Raw genomic sequence first — 13,699 nt, forward strand, 5'->3', positions numbered from 1 at the left:
TGCGTATCGTTGTCCCAAAACCGCTCGCACTTTGGGCGGCATGCACTTAACAATACAGCGACGCCGGGGAGGCCGTCCATGAATTTCGTGTTCTTCTCGCCGCATTTTCCCGCCAATGGCGCCGATTTCTGCGACCGGCTGAAGAAGGCCGGCGCGACCGTGCTCGGCATCGGCGACGCGCGCTATGAAGCGCTGAACGGAAAACTGAAGACGGCGTTGTCGGAATATTACCGCGTCGCCGACATGGAGGATTACGAGCCGGTGTTCCGGGCGATCGGCCATTTCATCCACAAATGGGGCCGCATCGACCGCTTCGAGTCGCTTAACGAGCATTGGCTGGAGTTGGAAGCCAACATCCGTACCGACTTCAACATCTTTGGCACCAAACTCGATTTCGTGAAGAATTTGAAGCGCAAGAGCCGCATGCGCGCCTTCTTCCGCAAAAGCGGCGTCGAGACCATACCGCAGCGCAAATGCTCCGACCGGGCCGGCGCCATGACCTTCATCCGCCGTGTCGGCTATCCCGTGGTGGTCAAGCCGGATTCCGGCTCCGGCGCCTCGAACACCTTCAAGATTTCCAATACGAGGGAACTCGACCAATTTTTCAAGGACAAGCCGGAAGATGTCAGCTTCGTCATGGAGCAGTTCATCGAGGGGCTGGTGGTGACCTTCGACGGGCTGGTCAACCGCGACGGCGAGGTGGTGCTTGCCGCCAGCCACCGCTACGACCAGAGCGTCATGGAGGTGGTCAACCGCGACCGCCATATGAGCTATACCTGCTTTCCCGAGATCAGTCCGGCGGTGGAAGAGGCGGGCCGGAAGATCCTGCGGGCATTCGACGTGCGCGAGCGCTTCTTCCATATCGAGCTGTTCGAGACCAAGGACGACCGCGTCATTGCGCTCGAGGTCAACATGCGGCCGCCCGGCGCCTGGATGACCGATGCCATCAACTACACGTTCGACATGGACGTCTATGCGGCGTGGGCCGAGATGGTGGTCAGGGATGCCGCCGGCGGGCCCTACAAGGGCAAGTACTTCACCGCCTATGCCAGCCGCAAGCGGCACCTCCACTATTTGCATAGCCATGCCGACGTGCTAGCCGCCCATGGCGACAAGATCGTCCACCATCAGGCCATAGAAGAGGTTTTCAGCCGCGCCATGGGACACTACGCCTACCAGATGCGCTCCAAAGACGCTCAGGCGCTGCGCCAGGCGGTTGGCTACATCCACGCGGAAAGGGCGTAAGGCCGATGGACATCTCTTATCACAAGGGTTTTGCCCGCAACCTTGGCCGCGACATGGAATACAAGCGCTACGGCCATGCCGGCCGGCCGGTGGTGGTGTTCCCGACCTCGCAAGGACGGTTCTACCAGTTCGAGGATTCCGGTGGGGTCGCAGCGCTTTCGGAGTTCATCGACACCGGCCGCATCCAGTTGTTCACCCTCGACAGCATCGATTCGGAATCCTTCTTCGCCAAGCATGCCGACCCGGCCGAGCGCATCGCCCGCCACGAGGCCTATTTCCGCTATGTGCGCGAAGAGGCGCTTCCGGAACTTCTCTCCACGGCGACCGAGGCCAATGGCGGGCGCAGCCTGAAGCCGTTGTTTTCAGGCTGTTCGATGGGCGGCTACCATGCCTCGAACTTCGTCTTCCGCTTTCCGGAACTGGGCAGCGGTGTGATTGCGCTGTCGGGCGTCTATTCGACCCGCGACTTCTTCGGGGAGGCGCTCGACGGCAACATCTTCTTCAACTCGCCGCTCGACTACCTGCCCGGCATCGTCGACCAGAAACTGCTCGGCCGGCTGAAGGCGCTGAGGCTGATCTTCTGTTGCGGGCAGGGGGCATGGGAAGAACGGATGCTGGTCGAGACGCGGGCGCTGGAACAGGTGCTGCGCGAAAAGTCCATTCCCGCCTGGGTCGATTATTGGGGAGGCGATGTCAGCCATGACTGGCCATGGTGGCACAAGCAGCTGGTCTATTTCTTCGCCCGCTGGCTGGATGACGACCTGATGCACAGGCTGGATTAAGGTGTGTTGATATTCAGGTGATGCCGACCTGGAGGATATGAGACATGACCACGCCCGATCCCATCCGCCGTTTTGTCGAAGCCACCAATGCCGGCGATACCGAAGCCTTTCTGGATAATTTCACTGCTGATGCCTTGCTGAGCGACTGGGGCCGCTCCTTCAGGGGCCGCGACGAGATTGCGACGTGGAACCAGTCCGACAATATCGGCGTGCAGTCCCATCTCAGCATTGTCCGCATCGCGCCGGTGAACGGCACCTATCAGGTCCGTATTGCCGTGAAGGGGAACGGCTTCAACGGCGAGGGCGACATGACCTTCACGCTGGACGGCGATCTCATCTCCAGCCTGGTGATTACCTGAACCGAGCAACTGCTTCCGTCGGCGGCGAAGAAATAGTCTCTCTCCTTTTCGCGCCGTCCCGCGAAACGGCGGTCAGTCATGGCGTGCAAGGAATGCTTCGGTCACAGTCATGCAATCATTCCTTTCCTCGACATGCGGCATGTGGCTCGATTGCGGAAAGACATGGCCTTCGACCGTGGGAATACGGTCGAGGAAGGGCTGGACGCAGGCTGGCGTGGCTTCATCATAAAAGCCGCGAAAGGCTAGTGTCGGCGCTTCGATTGTTGGCAACCGGTCGATGATCGTCCAGTCGCGCATGGTGCCGACGACGTGGAATTCATTGGGACCGTTCATGGTGTGATAGACAGTGGGGTCGGCGTCGATGGCGGCAAAGGTGCGCGCCACCTCCGCCGGCCATGGCACGACGCGGCAGACGTGCCGGTCGTAGAATGCCCGGGTCGCCGCGAGGTAATCCGGATGGTCCGTCGTCCCGTCCGCTTCGTGCTGGTCGAGAGCCTGCCGCACCGCCGCCGGCAGATCTGCGCGCAACTGCCCCGCGCCTTCGACCCACAGCTTCATTGACGCAAGCGAGTTGGCGAGCACCAGCGCCTTGAGGCCGGGCGGCCGGCGCACCGCGTGCTCGGTGGCAAGCATGCCGCCCCAGGATTGCCCGAGCAGGGCGTAGCGCTGTTGGATGCCGAGATGGGCGAGCAGCGCATCCAGTTCGCCGAGAAAGAATTCGACCGTCCAGAAGTCGCCGCCCTTGTCCGGCAGATGGGTGGATCGTCCGTTGCCGATCTGATCGTAGTGGACCACCGCGCGGCCGAAGCCGGCAATGTCCTTGAAGCTGTCGACATAATCATGGGTGCAGCCCGGTCCGCCATGGGCAACAACCAGCGGCAGCTTGCCCGAGCCCAGGTCTCCCGTCACGCGGTACCAGGTCTTGTAAGGCCCGTAGGCGCTGAAACCTTCCGCTACTGCAAGATCGTTCATTATGTCCCTCCGCTGGCTCGGCGGCGACCGCCGATCAGCGGTCTCCGACGTTGTTCGCGGCAAAGGGTATAGAGGCGGACCGGCCGGCGACCAGCTAGCAATAACGTTAGTTTTGACGGTGCTGCCGGGACAGGTTTTGGCCCTGACTGATCGGTCCGAGCAACCGGTAGTGGGCTGCCAAGGCGATGGCGTGGAAGCGGTTGCGGGCGCCGAGCTTGCGGCTTGCGGCGTTGAGATGCAGCGTCGCGGTCGGCACGCTGCGGCAGATTTCATGGGCGATCTGCTTGGCCGTCAACCCGCAAGCCGCCATGCTCAGGCACTGGCGTTCCCTCGAAGTCAGGTGGAAATACTGGCTTGTCCTGGTGCGCTGATCGAAGCCGGCATAGACGGAATCGTGGAACAGGTGTCCGAGGTCGCCAATGCCGGGCAGCATCATCTGTGCCTCGACTTCGAAATCCGGCTCCGGATCGAGGCGGATGGCGGTGAAGGTGGCGAGATCGCCGCCGTCGAAGCGGATCGGCACCGTCACGCCGCATGTCATCTTGGTGTCCAGGAGGTAGCTTATTACCGGATCATGCTTGCGCTGCAGGATGCGCCGCATGACCGGGCTCTGAGCCCCCCTGTGCGACCACAGGAACGGCCGTGACACCGCGAGCGCCGCCTCCTGTACCGGATCGAGCTGATAGTAGCCACCCTTGCACCAGAGATCCTGCATGTCGGACGGCACATTGGCGAGCGCCATCAGCGACGGTGTGATCAACTCGCCGTCATGGCTGACCGGGACAGGCGTATAGTCGTAGATCAGCGAGGTGAAACCGGCGGGCGCAAGCACGCGCATCGCTGCCGACATCGCGGCATCGACACGCATTCCCGTATGAAATTCACTCTCGAAATCGCCGGACAGGCCCTGCATGAGCAAAAGCTTACTCACCGGCAGGTGTTTGTCAAACGGGCATATTTTAGGAATGCTCAACAAATAAGCAGTAGGCGATCGCGGCTTGTTGCCTGCTGTGGCTTTGGAGGTCCAAAACTATCTTAATTCACAGCTATCCCGGCTGGTTTCCCGCGCCATAGGCTGTGTGCGATGGATTACGGTCCGCCGGCGCTTGCCAGCTGGCGTCCGTCGCGGTTTGCAATCACCCACTTCCCTAGAGGAGCAAGACAATGCGATCCCGGAAGGTTTTCAGTGCAATGATGGCCGGTGTCGGCCTGGCCGGCCTCACGCTGATGGCGCCCCTGACCGGCGCTGCCGCGCAAGAGGGCAAGGCTGGCGGAACGCTCAAGCTTCTTGCCAACGCCGCTGCCGGTACGATCGATCCGCATATCAACTACACGCTGCAATATTTCCAGATCAACTACATCCTCTATGACGGGCTGGTGACCTTCCGCAAGACTGGCGACAAGACAGGCTTCGACGTGGTCGCCGATCTGGCCGAGAGCCTTCCCAAGCCGGAGGACGGCGGCAAGAAATACGTCTTCACGCTGCGCAAGGGCATCAAATTCTCGGACGGGTCGGACCTGACCACTGCCGATGTGGTGGCGTCGTTCCAGCGCATGTTCAAGATCAGCGGTCCGACGACCGGCACGCTCTACAACGGCATCGTCGGCGCCGACAAATGTCTCAAGACGCCGGCGACCTGCACGCTCGAAGGGGGCGTCGTCGCCGATGAGGCGGCGAGCACCGTGACCTTCAATCTGGTGGCGCCCGATCCCGATTTCCTGCAGAAGATCTCCATTCCGCATGCGGCGATCCTGCCCGCCGAGGCGCCGCCGAAGGACGCCGGCACCGTGCCCGTCCCAGGCACCGGACCATATATGATCGCCAGCTACGATCCCAACAGCCTGCTCAAGATGGTGCGCAATCCGCATTTCAAGGAATGGAGCAAGGAGGCACAGCCGGCCGGCTATCCCGACGGGATAGACTATGGCTTCGGGCTCAGCGACGAGGCGGCGGTCACCGCGGTGGAGAACGGTCAGGCCGACTGGATGTTCGACCCTCCGCCGGCGGACCGGCTGGCGGAACTGGGTACCAAATATGCCAAGCAGGTGTCCGTGCATCCGCTGACGGCGATGTGGTATGCGCCGATGAACACCAATCTGGCACCGTTCAACGACATCCGTGTCCGGCAGGCGGTCAACTACGCCATTGACCGGGCGGCCGTCGTCAAGCTGTTCGGCGGCAGCAATCTGGCGCAGCCGTCCTGCCAGATCCTGCCTCCGGATTTCCCCTCCTACGCGCCCTATTGCCCGTTCACCGCCAATCCCGGCGAGAAATGGTCGGCGCCTGACCTGGAGAAAGCCAAGGCGCTGGTCACCGCCTCCGGCACCGCGGGCCAGGAGGTGACAATCATCACCGAGGACACCGAAGTGTCGAAGTCGATCGGTATCTATCTCCAGGACGTGCTGAACGGGCTGGGCTACAAGACCTCGGTGAAGCCGATCTCGCAAAATATCCAGTTCACCTACATCCAGAACACCAACAACAAGGTGCAGATTTCAATCTCGCAATGGTTCCAGGACTATCCGAAGCCCTCAAACTTCCTGCAGGTCCTGTTCAGCTGCGCTTCGTTCACCCCCGGTTCGGATGCTTCGGTCAACATTTCAGGCTTCTGCGACAAGGCGATCGATCAGAAGATGGTGGAAGCCCAGACCGCCACGATCGCGGATCCGGCCAAGGGCGCGGAATTGTGGACGGCCGTCGACAAGGCCGTCACCGACGCGGCACCGGTAGCCGTGCTTTTCACACCGAAGCGCATCGACCTGATCTCGCCGCGGCTAAAGAATTTCGTCTTCAGCCCGCAGTTCTACTGGATCATGAGCCAGTCATGGGTTGAGTGATCATCCGGTCCGCGGCGGAACGGTGCGCAATCTTCCGCCGCGGTTGCTTTTCCCGCTGATCGGTGCACTTTGAGTTCGAGCTTTTGAAGTCCAAGCCTCTGAAATTCATACGATCATGGACAATCTGAGTGCCGGGCAAGCGCTGGTTCGGAGCCACCGGGGCGCCGAGGGGCCATGGCGCACGGCGTGGCGCAAGCTCAGGGCGGATCGGGCCGCCATCATGGCGTTCGGCGTGCTGGTCCTGATCACCGCAGCTTCGCTGGCAGCCCCCCTCTATGCCCGCCATGTGGCCGGGACCGATCCCTTCGCCACCAATCTCAACGGCGAGGTCGTCATCCATGGCGAGACCAGGCAAGTGCTGGAACCCTCGACCGAAGGTCTCGGCCTTGGCTTTACGCCGCTCGGACCGACCTGGGATTTCGGCCCCTATATGCTGGGCGCCGACAATCAGGGCCGCGATGTCGCTGCGCGACTGCTTTACGGCGGCCGCAATTCGCTGCTGATCGCCGGCGCCGCGGCGCTGATATGCCTTGGCCTGGCGACATTGCTCGGCATCGTTTCCGGCTTTTTCGGCGGCCTGGTCGACACCTTGCTGTCGCGTATTCTCGACGTGCTGTGGGCGTTTCCGATCTTCCTGCTGGCGATTTCGCTGTCGATCGTGCTGATCACGCAAAGCATCACCATCGGGCCGATCGAAATCCGCTCCGGCAGTCTCTGGCTGCCGATCTTCATCATCGGTATCGTGTATGTGCCCTATGTCGCCAGACCCATCCGTGGCCATGTCCTGTCGCTGATGCAGGCCGAGTTCGTCACCGCGGCGATCGGCATCGGCGCCTCGCCCTGGCGCATCCTGCTCTACGACATCCTGCCCAATGTCATTACCCGGGTCATCGTGTTCGTGCCGCTCATCCTGGCGCTGAACATGATGACGGAATCCTCGCTGTCCTTCCTGTCCATCGGCGTGCAGCCGCCCGATGCCAGCTGGGGGACGATCATCCAGGACGGGCAGGGCTTGCTCTATTCGCGCCCGATCGTCGCCCTGGCGCCGGGGCTGGCAATCGTCATCTCAGTGCTGGCGCTGAACATACTGGGCGATGGAGTTCGGGACGCGCTCGATCCGAAATCCTCGATCAGGGTCGTCTGATGCTGGCGGCGCTCGTTTCCCGGCTCGGGCAGATGGTGCTGGTGATGTTCGGCATCAGCGTCGTTGCCTTCCTGATCTTTTTCGCCACCCCGGGCGCCGACCCGTCGGCGCGCATTGCCGGGCGCAACGCCTCGCAGGAGACGCTGGCCCAGGTGCGGCACGATTTCGGCCTCGACCGGCCGCTGCCCGTCCAGTACGCGCTGATGATGGAGCGGCTTTTCATCAGCCGCGACCTCACCTCCTTCGTCAATCGCGGCCAGAGGGTCGTGCCGACCGTGCTCGAAGCGATCCCGATCACCTTGTCGCTGGTGCTTGGCGCCGCTGTCTTGTGGGTTCTCGGCGGGCTGATCGTCGGCGTGGTCGCCGGGGCGACGCGCGGTACGTGGCTCGACCGGACGTTGATGATCCTCAGCCTGATCGGCGTGTCGATACCAGTCTTCTGGCTCGGCGAAGTCGCCAATCTGGTCACGCAGAGCCGATGGCATGACACCTGGCTGTTCTCGTGGGTGCCGCCGCTCGGCTATATCGCCTTTACCGAAGACCCCTGGGGCTGGTTCAAGGCGCTGGTCATTCCCTGGTTCACGCTGGCCACGCTTTATATCGGACTCTACGGCCGGGTGCTGCGGGCCAGCATCATCGAGACCATGCAGGAGGATTTCATCCGCACAGCGCGAGCCAAGGGCATTGGCGAGCGGCGGGTGCTGCTGCACCATGGGCTCAGAACCTCGCTCGTCGCCTTCGTCACTATGTTCGGGCTCGATTTCGGTGCCCTGGTCGGGGGAGGCGCCTTGCTGACGGAGGTGGTCTTCGGCCTGCAGGGGGTCGGCAAGCTCACCTATGGAGCCTTGCAGACGCTCGACCTGCCGATGATCCTGGCGACCGTCATCTATGCCTCGTTCTTCGTGGTCATGGCCAATTTCATCGTCGACGTCGCCTTTGTCTTCATCGATCCGAGGGTCAGAGATGCCCACTGATGCGCCGCTGCTGGTCGTCGAGAACCTGTGTGTCTCATTCCGCACGGAGGGGGGCGTGGTGCCCGCCGTCAGCGGCGTCTCTTTTTCGGTCGAGCAGCGCGAAATCGTTGGCGTCGTCGGTGAAAGCGGTTCGGGCAAGAGCCAGACCCTGCTAGCCATTCTGGGGCTGATCAACAGCCCCAATGCCGTCGTCACCGGGTCGGTTCGCTTTCTTGGCAAGGAGCTGCTGGGACTGAAGCGCCGTGCGCTCGACGCCATCCGCGGCCGGCAGATCGCAATGATCTTCCAGGATCCGATGACGGCGCTGACGCCTGTCCATACGATCGGCGACCAGATCGTCGAGCAAATCCGGGCGCATGAGAGCGTGTCGCGCTCTGCCGCGCGCAAGCGGTCGGTGGAACTGCTCGACGCGGTTGGCCTGCCCAGCCCTGAAAGTGCAGTCGACCGCTACCCGCACCAGCTCTCCGGCGGCATGCGCCAGCGTGCGGTGATCGCCATGGCGCTGTCGTGCAATCCGGCACTGCTGATTGCCGATGAGCCGACGACGGCGCTCGACGTGACGGTGCAGGCGCAAATCCTGGAGCTGATCGGACGATTGCGCGATGCATTCGGATCCGCAGTGATCCTGGTCACCCATGACCTCGGCGTGGTCGCCGAAGTCGCCGATCGCGTGCTGGTGATGTATGCCGGGCGCGTGGTCGAGGAAGGCGGCAAGGGGCAGCTCCTCCGCGAGCCGCTTCACCCCTATGCATGGGGCCTGTTCGGCTCGATCCCGCCGATGCACGGTCCGCGTCCCGCGCGACTGACGGCCATTCCCGGCAGCCCGCCGAAACTGAGCCAAATGCCGCACGGTTGCGCCTTCGGGCCGCGTTGCACGTTCCGGCATGAAGCCTGCGCCGCGCAGCCTTCGCTTGGCGGAACTGGAGGGCACCGGTCGGCCTGTTTCCTCCCACAGGATAGCCGCCAGGATCTGCGTCGAACCTTGGCCGGTAGGGTAGAGGCATGACCGAACCCAGACCGCAACCGCTCGTGCGCACCAGCGATCTGTCGAAACGCTATCGCGTGGGGCGCTCGCCGTTTCCGGCGCAAAGGCGGATCGTCCATGCCGTGGAGCAGGTCTCGCTCGACATTTTCCCGGGCGAGACGCTTGGCATCGTCGGCGAGTCGGGTTGCGGAAAGTCGACGCTGGGACGCTGCCTTGTCCGGCTCACCGAAATCACGTCCGGGGTGCTGGAATTCGAAGGCAGGGACATCACCAATGCCTCGCAAAGGCAACTTCGTCCGCTGCGCCGCCAGATGCAGATGGTGTTTCAGGATCCGGCGGCCTCGCTCAATCCGCGCAGGCGCGTCGGCGATCTGCTGGCGGACCCGTTCCGCGTGCACGAAAAGCTGTCGCGATCGGAAATGATGGACCGCGTCGAGGACCTGCTTGTCCGTGTCGAATTGCTTCCAGAACACGCGCAGCGTTTCCCGCATGAATTCTCGGGCGGGCAGCGCCAGCGGATCGGCATCGCCCGCGCCCTGGCGCTGAAGCCGCGCCTGATCGTTGCCGACGAACCGGTGTCGGCGCTGGACGTGTCGATCCAGGCGCAGATCATCAACCTGCTTTGCGACCTGCGCGACGAGTTCAGCCTGACCTATGTGTTCATCGCCCACGACCTCTCGGTGGTCAGACAGTTCTCGTCGCGGGTGGCAGTGATGTATATGGGATCGATCGTTGAAACCGGACCTGTCGACGCGGTCTTTTCAGCACCGCGGCATCACTACACCGCGGCACTTCGCTCGGCGGTGCCGGTTCCCGACGTCGACAATCGGCCGGGCCAGCGGATCGTGCTGAAGGGTGATCTGCCAAGCCCGCTCGATCCGCCGTCAGGCTGCCGCTTCCATACGCGCTGCGTGGCGGCGACTTCGGTCTGCCGCCACGAACGCCCTGTTCTCTCCCTCGTGGACAAAGCCCATTTTGTCGCCTGCCATCATCCAAGGGGAGGATAGGGCCAGACGAGTTCAGGCGGGCGGCTTGCCTATTCCTTGACCGCTCTCGCCACCAGGCGCGCCACGCTCGGCCCGACCAGCAGAACGACCAGGAAGCGGGCGGACTGCAGCGCCATGACGAAGGAGATGTCGACGTTCTGCGCGGCGGCGGCGATGATGGCGACGCTGTCCATGCCGCCGGGGCTGGTCGCCAGATAGGCGGTCAGCGGATCGACGCCAAGCAGATGGCTGATCATGAAGCCGAGACCGCCGCAAAAGGCGATCAGCGCGATGATGGAGCCGACGATCTGCGGCAGCGCCCGCGCCGCGTGACGCAGGATCGGGCGGGTGAAGTTCAATCCGATCGACCATCCGACCATCGCGTAGCTGAGGGCCAGCAGCCAGTTCGGCAATTGCATCGGCACGCCGAGGCCGAGGTGAATCACCGCGCCGAAGATGAAGGTGCCGAGAAAGAAAGGCGACGGCAACCTGAACAGCTTTCCCATCAGGCCGCCGACAAGCGCGATGCCGATGGTGGCGACGAAGGCCTGCGGGTCGATCGGTGGAAACCAGACGATGGGCGGGATCTCGATGCCCGATGTGTCGACCCACATGCGTGCGATCAGGGCTGCCGTCATCGAGACGAAGATGACGCGCAGATACTGCATGAAGGCGACGAGGCGCTGGTCGGCGCCGAAGGCGCCGGCCATCAGCACCATGGCGGTGGCCGCGCCCGGCGACGAGCCCCAGACCGCGGTGGTGCCGGGCAGGATGCGCCAGCGGCTGATCAGCCAGCCGAGCAGGCTGGAGGCCGCGACGGTCGCCACCACCACGCCGAGGAAGAGCGGCCATTCCCTGTAGAAGACCGCAAAGATGTCGGTCGAGATCGAACTGGCGACAAGGCAGCCGACGATCGCCTGGGCGGAACCGAACAGAGGGCGCGGGACGCGCACCGTGGCGCCATTGGTGCCGGCCAGGATCGCCGCCAGCATGGGTCCGATCAGCAGCGCCGCCGGCAAGGCGGCGAGTTCCAGCGCGCCGGCGAACAAGATCGAGAGCGCCAGGAGGACCAGCCATTGCCAGCCCTTGTGCATTCGCGCCATGCGCTCGACGGGCGGTTGGTCTGGCGAGAAATCCATATTCGCTCTTAGACCCATGCAGGAAGATTGCGAAGCCCGTTGGCAGAGAAATTCTAAGGCTCGCTCGTCGCGGGTTTTGGGATTCTGCGACAAGCGGGTACCGCACCAGGATTGCGTGAGCGCTGCACTAGAATTTACTACCTTGCATAAACAGGTAGCGTGCTATATACACATCTGGAATTCGAGGCTTGCATGACCGACTCAATCCAAGTGCAATTGCGAAAAGGCGCCCTGGATCTGTGCGTCCTGGCCGTGCTGTCGCGAGGTGAAAGCTACGGTTATGAAATTGCCAGCACGCTGGTCGCCGCGGTGAGCATGGGGGAGGGTACGATCTATCCGCTGATGCGCCGGATGCAGAATGACGGTCTGGTCGCCACCCGCATCGTCGAGTCCAGCAGCGGGCCGCCGCGTAAATATTACCGGCTCACGCCGCTCGGCCAGCAGGCTTTCGAAGCCCACCGCCGCGACTGGCGCTCCTTCGCGGGCGCAGTCGATAAACTTCTTGAGGATTTGCCATGACCAGGGATGCTTTCTTGCGCACACTGAGACTGGGGTTAGCTGGTCTGCCGCCTCAGGAGATCGAGGACATCGTTGGCGACTACTCAGCCCATTTCGCCGAGTCCGACGCGTCGGGTCGTGGCGAAGCCGAGGTCGCGGCTGCCTTGGGCGACCCGGCCAGGCTTGCCCGCGAGTTGCGGGCCGAGGCAGGCTTGCGTCGTTTCGAGGCCCATTGGAGCGTGTCGAACATGTTGGCGGCGATGCTGGCGCTCGCCGGCCTTGCCTTCGTCGACATCGTCTTTCTGCTGCCGCTGCTGATCACCGCGATCGTCCTCGCGCTCGGCCTCGGCATCGCGCTTGTGGCCATCGGCGCACTCGGCATCAAGATCATTCTCACCACACTGCTGTTCGGCATCGGTGGCACAATCACGGTGACTTTAGGCCATCTGTTCATCGGTGCTGGATTGGTAAGCTTCTTCCTCGGCGGCGGCGCCTTGCTGCTGCTGGCGCTGAGCGCTGGGATACGCGTGCTCGGGCGTTATGCCCGGTTGCATTCCCGTCTGGCTCAACCGGACCATGACCGGGTTTGAGCGTTGCCAAGCTCGAGCAATTCGTCATCACGTTGAAGGAAACGGACAATGACTGGAAAACTGGCATTCATCGCAACGACGGGACTGATCGGCGCCGTCGTCTTTCTGGCTCTGGGCATCGGACTTTCCGGGCCAGGTTGGGCCAATGCCGGAGGGTGGTGGATTGCTGGGCAGTCCACCTGCGGAGCGGCCACGTCTACCAGACGAGAGGTTACCTTGCCCTTCAGCGCCGGCGACAGTCTGACGATCGATCTGCCGGCTTCGGTCCACTACCAGCCGGGAGACAAGGCCGAGGCGGTCGTGAGCGGTGATTCAGCCCTGCTTGACCATGTGCGGATGGAAGGCGGCAGGCTCAGCCTCGATTGCGAGCCGGGCTGGTTTGCGTCCCGGCTCGATGTCAGCCTGTCGGGACCAGCGATTTCAGAATGGAAAGTGCTCGGCAGCGGAGATCTTGCTCTGTCGCAGATCAATCAGCCTGAGCTGCGGCTGAGCATCCGAGGAAGCGGCAGCGTCACCGCGACCGGCGTCGCACAGACGGTCGGTCTGGACATCTCCGGTTCGGGCAGCGGGGAGCTCAAGGACCTGATCGCCCAGTCCGCACGGATCGAGATTCGCGGCAGCGGCGACGCGCAAATTACCGCCCAGGCGGATGCGGACGTTTCGATCTCCGGCAGCGGCGATGTCGAGCTGTACGGGCATCCGACCATGCGACGTTCGCAGGTGAGAGGCAGCGGTAGTATAACGCAAGTACCGTAGCCCTGGTTGTTTGCAATCATCGTAATGCGCGCATAGGCGTGCACACGGCTGGTGTCTTGCCGTCGGCCCGCCCCCGACCGTCAGCCGGTTTTGCCGTCGGTCAGGCCGAAACCGCCGACGGGGTGGGTTTCGACCTGGAATTCGAAGCCGGCAATGAAGGGGCGCGCCTTGGTAATCGCCGCCTGGACTTCCGGCAGTTGCAGGGATGCCTTGTGGCTTGCCTGGTCGGTCCACACCTCAGTCACCCAGATGGCGTCTGCGTCGGCCGGGTCGGTGGCGATGATGTAGCTCAGACAGCCGGGCAGGGCGCCGGTGCTGGCGCGCAGAACGTCCATGACCGCGTCACGTTGGCCGCGCGCCGCCCGCATCTTGCCGATCAGTCCATACATCGCCTTCGTCTCCATTTGGATTTCGCGACTGAAGTATGCAGA

The 13,699-nt window shown here is 62.9% G+C and carries 15 protein-coding genes; 11 read left to right on the forward strand and 4 right to left on the reverse strand.

Going from position 1 to position 13,699, the window contains the following annotated elements:
- Positions 1–78 precede the first annotated feature (78 nt).
- Genes C9427_RS13720 through C9427_RS13730 form a run of 3 tightly spaced genes read left to right on the forward strand, consistent with a single transcriptional unit; the run spans position 79 to position 2,386 of the window.
- Positions 79–1,245, forward strand: a complete 1,167-nt coding sequence (locus C9427_RS13720; protein ID WP_107649701.1) for an ATP-grasp domain-containing protein — start codon at positions 79–81, stop codon at positions 1,243–1,245.
- A 5-nt stretch (positions 1,246–1,250) separates the two neighbouring features.
- Positions 1,251–2,027, forward strand: a complete 777-nt coding sequence (locus tag C9427_RS13725; protein WP_107649702.1) for an esterase family protein — start codon at positions 1,251–1,253, stop codon at positions 2,025–2,027.
- 44 nt (positions 2,028–2,071) lie between these two features.
- The gene (locus C9427_RS13730) at positions 2,072–2,386 is read left to right on the forward strand and encodes a nuclear transport factor 2 family protein (protein WP_107649703.1); all 315 of its coding nucleotides are present in this window, start codon (positions 2,072–2,074) and stop codon (positions 2,384–2,386) included.
- A 72-nt stretch (positions 2,387–2,458) separates the two neighbouring features.
- Here the strand turns inward: C9427_RS13730 and C9427_RS13735 are convergent, their stop codons facing one another.
- Together C9427_RS13735 and C9427_RS13740 are read right to left on the reverse strand one after the other, a co-directional pair.
- Complete coding sequence (locus C9427_RS13735) at positions 2,459–3,358, reverse strand: proline iminopeptidase-family hydrolase (protein WP_107649704.1); 900 nt, start codon at positions 3,356–3,358, stop codon at positions 2,459–2,461.
- Positions 3,359–3,464: 106 nt separating this feature from the next.
- Complete coding sequence (locus tag C9427_RS13740) at positions 3,465–4,289, reverse strand: helix-turn-helix transcriptional regulator (RefSeq protein ID WP_245437069.1); 825 nt, start codon at positions 4,287–4,289, stop codon at positions 3,465–3,467.
- A gap of 233 nt (positions 4,290–4,522) precedes the next feature.
- Between C9427_RS13740 and C9427_RS13745 the strand changes: the two genes are divergently transcribed.
- From C9427_RS13745 to C9427_RS13765, 5 genes are all read left to right on the forward strand, one after another.
- Positions 4,523–6,196 (forward strand): ABC transporter substrate-binding protein, encoded by a 1,674-nt coding sequence (locus C9427_RS13745; protein WP_107649705.1) that lies wholly within the window; start codon positions 4,523–4,525, stop codon positions 6,194–6,196.
- Between the two features lie 115 nt (positions 6,197–6,311).
- A complete protein-coding gene (locus tag C9427_RS13750; protein ID WP_107649706.1) occupies positions 6,312–7,340 on the forward strand; it encodes an ABC transporter permease in 1,029 nt (342 codons plus the stop codon).
- The gene (locus C9427_RS13755) at positions 7,340–8,314 is read left to right on the forward strand and encodes an ABC transporter permease (RefSeq protein WP_107649707.1); all 975 of its coding nucleotides are present in this window, start codon (positions 7,340–7,342) and stop codon (positions 8,312–8,314) included. Before C9427_RS13750 ends, C9427_RS13755 begins: the two co-directional genes overlap by 1 nt.
- Positions 8,304–9,320, forward strand: coding sequence for an ABC transporter ATP-binding protein (locus C9427_RS13760; protein ID WP_107649708.1), 1,017 nt, complete (start codon positions 8,304–8,306; stop codon positions 9,318–9,320). The genes C9427_RS13755 and C9427_RS13760 overlap by 11 nt, the downstream gene beginning before the upstream one ends.
- On the forward strand, positions 9,317–10,306 hold the full coding sequence (locus tag C9427_RS13765) for an ABC transporter ATP-binding protein (protein WP_107649709.1): 990 nt from the start codon (positions 9,317–9,319) through the stop codon (positions 10,304–10,306). Before C9427_RS13760 ends, C9427_RS13765 begins: the two co-directional genes overlap by 4 nt.
- Positions 10,307–10,335: 29 nt before the next feature.
- Here the strand turns inward: C9427_RS13765 and C9427_RS13770 are convergent, their stop codons facing one another.
- Positions 10,336–11,424, reverse strand: coding sequence for an AbrB family transcriptional regulator (locus C9427_RS13770; RefSeq protein WP_107649710.1), 1,089 nt, complete (start codon positions 11,422–11,424; stop codon positions 10,336–10,338).
- A gap of 192 nt (positions 11,425–11,616) precedes the next feature.
- Here C9427_RS13770 and C9427_RS13775 point away from each other — a divergent pair, with 192 nt between their 5' ends.
- The 3 genes from C9427_RS13775 to C9427_RS13785 are packed head-to-tail and all read left to right on the forward strand — an operon-like array spanning position 11,617 to position 13,268.
- Positions 11,617–11,943, forward strand: a complete 327-nt coding sequence (locus tag C9427_RS13775) for a PadR family transcriptional regulator (RefSeq protein WP_097572391.1) — start codon at positions 11,617–11,619, stop codon at positions 11,941–11,943.
- Positions 11,940–12,512 carry a DUF1700 domain-containing protein gene (locus C9427_RS13780; RefSeq protein WP_107649711.1) on the forward strand — a complete coding sequence of 191 codons (573 nt, stop codon included), beginning with the start codon at positions 11,940–11,942 and terminating at the stop codon, positions 12,510–12,512. Before C9427_RS13775 ends, C9427_RS13780 begins: the two co-directional genes overlap by 4 nt.
- Positions 12,513–12,560: 48 nt before the next feature.
- Entirely contained in the window at positions 12,561–13,268 is a 708-nt protein-coding gene (locus C9427_RS13785) for a GIN domain-containing protein (RefSeq protein WP_107649712.1), read from the forward strand.
- Between the two features lie 80 nt (positions 13,269–13,348).
- Here C9427_RS13785 and C9427_RS13790 read toward each other — a convergent pair whose 3' ends face one another.
- Positions 13,349–13,657 carry a putative quinol monooxygenase gene (locus C9427_RS13790; RefSeq protein WP_097572418.1) on the reverse strand — a complete coding sequence of 103 codons (309 nt, stop codon included), beginning with the start codon at positions 13,655–13,657 and terminating at the stop codon, positions 13,349–13,351.
- Positions 13,658–13,699: the final 42 nt, after the last annotated feature.

Origin of the sequence: Mesorhizobium helmanticense (assembly GCF_003034915.1) — a bacterium.
In the GTDB taxonomy this organism is placed as follows: Bacteria; Pseudomonadota; Alphaproteobacteria; order Rhizobiales; family Rhizobiaceae; genus Mesorhizobium; species Mesorhizobium helmanticense.

What these genes read in the sequence shown, in the direction of transcription:
- C9427_RS13720 (WP_107649701.1), top strand. Translation starts at nt 79, where the DNA reads ATGAATTTCGTGTTCTTCTCGCCGCATTTTCCCGCCAATGGCGCCGAT.
- C9427_RS13725 (WP_107649702.1), top strand. Translation starts at nt 1,251, where the DNA reads ATGGACATCTCTTATCACAAGGGTTTTGCCCGCAACCTTGGCCGCGAC.
- C9427_RS13730 (WP_107649703.1), top strand. Translation starts at nt 2,072, where the DNA reads ATGACCACGCCCGATCCCATCCGCCGTTTTGTCGAAGCCACCAATGCC.
- C9427_RS13735 (WP_107649704.1), bottom strand. Translation starts at nt 3,358, where the DNA reads ATGAACGATCTTGCAGTAGCGGAAGGTTTCAGCGCCTACGGGCCTTAC.
- C9427_RS13745 (WP_107649705.1), top strand. Translation starts at nt 4,523, where the DNA reads ATGCGATCCCGGAAGGTTTTCAGTGCAATGATGGCCGGTGTCGGCCTG.
- C9427_RS13750 (WP_107649706.1), top strand. Translation starts at nt 6,312, where the DNA reads ATGGACAATCTGAGTGCCGGGCAAGCGCTGGTTCGGAGCCACCGGGGC.
- C9427_RS13755 (WP_107649707.1), top strand. Translation starts at nt 7,340, where the DNA reads ATGCTGGCGGCGCTCGTTTCCCGGCTCGGGCAGATGGTGCTGGTGATG.
- C9427_RS13760 (WP_107649708.1), top strand. Translation starts at nt 8,304, where the DNA reads ATGCCCACTGATGCGCCGCTGCTGGTCGTCGAGAACCTGTGTGTCTCA.
- C9427_RS13765 (WP_107649709.1), top strand. Translation starts at nt 9,317, where the DNA reads ATGACCGAACCCAGACCGCAACCGCTCGTGCGCACCAGCGATCTGTCG.
- C9427_RS13770 (WP_107649710.1), bottom strand. Translation starts at nt 11,424, where the DNA reads ATGGATTTCTCGCCAGACCAACCGCCCGTCGAGCGCATGGCGCGAATG.
- C9427_RS13775 (WP_097572391.1), top strand. Translation starts at nt 11,617, where the DNA reads ATGACCGACTCAATCCAAGTGCAATTGCGAAAAGGCGCCCTGGATCTG.
- C9427_RS13780 (WP_107649711.1), top strand. Translation starts at nt 11,940, where the DNA reads ATGACCAGGGATGCTTTCTTGCGCACACTGAGACTGGGGTTAGCTGGT.
- C9427_RS13785 (WP_107649712.1), top strand. Translation starts at nt 12,561, where the DNA reads ATGACTGGAAAACTGGCATTCATCGCAACGACGGGACTGATCGGCGCC.
- C9427_RS13790 (WP_097572418.1), bottom strand. Translation starts at nt 13,657, where the DNA reads ATGTATGGACTGATCGGCAAGATGCGGGCGGCGCGCGGCCAACGTGAC.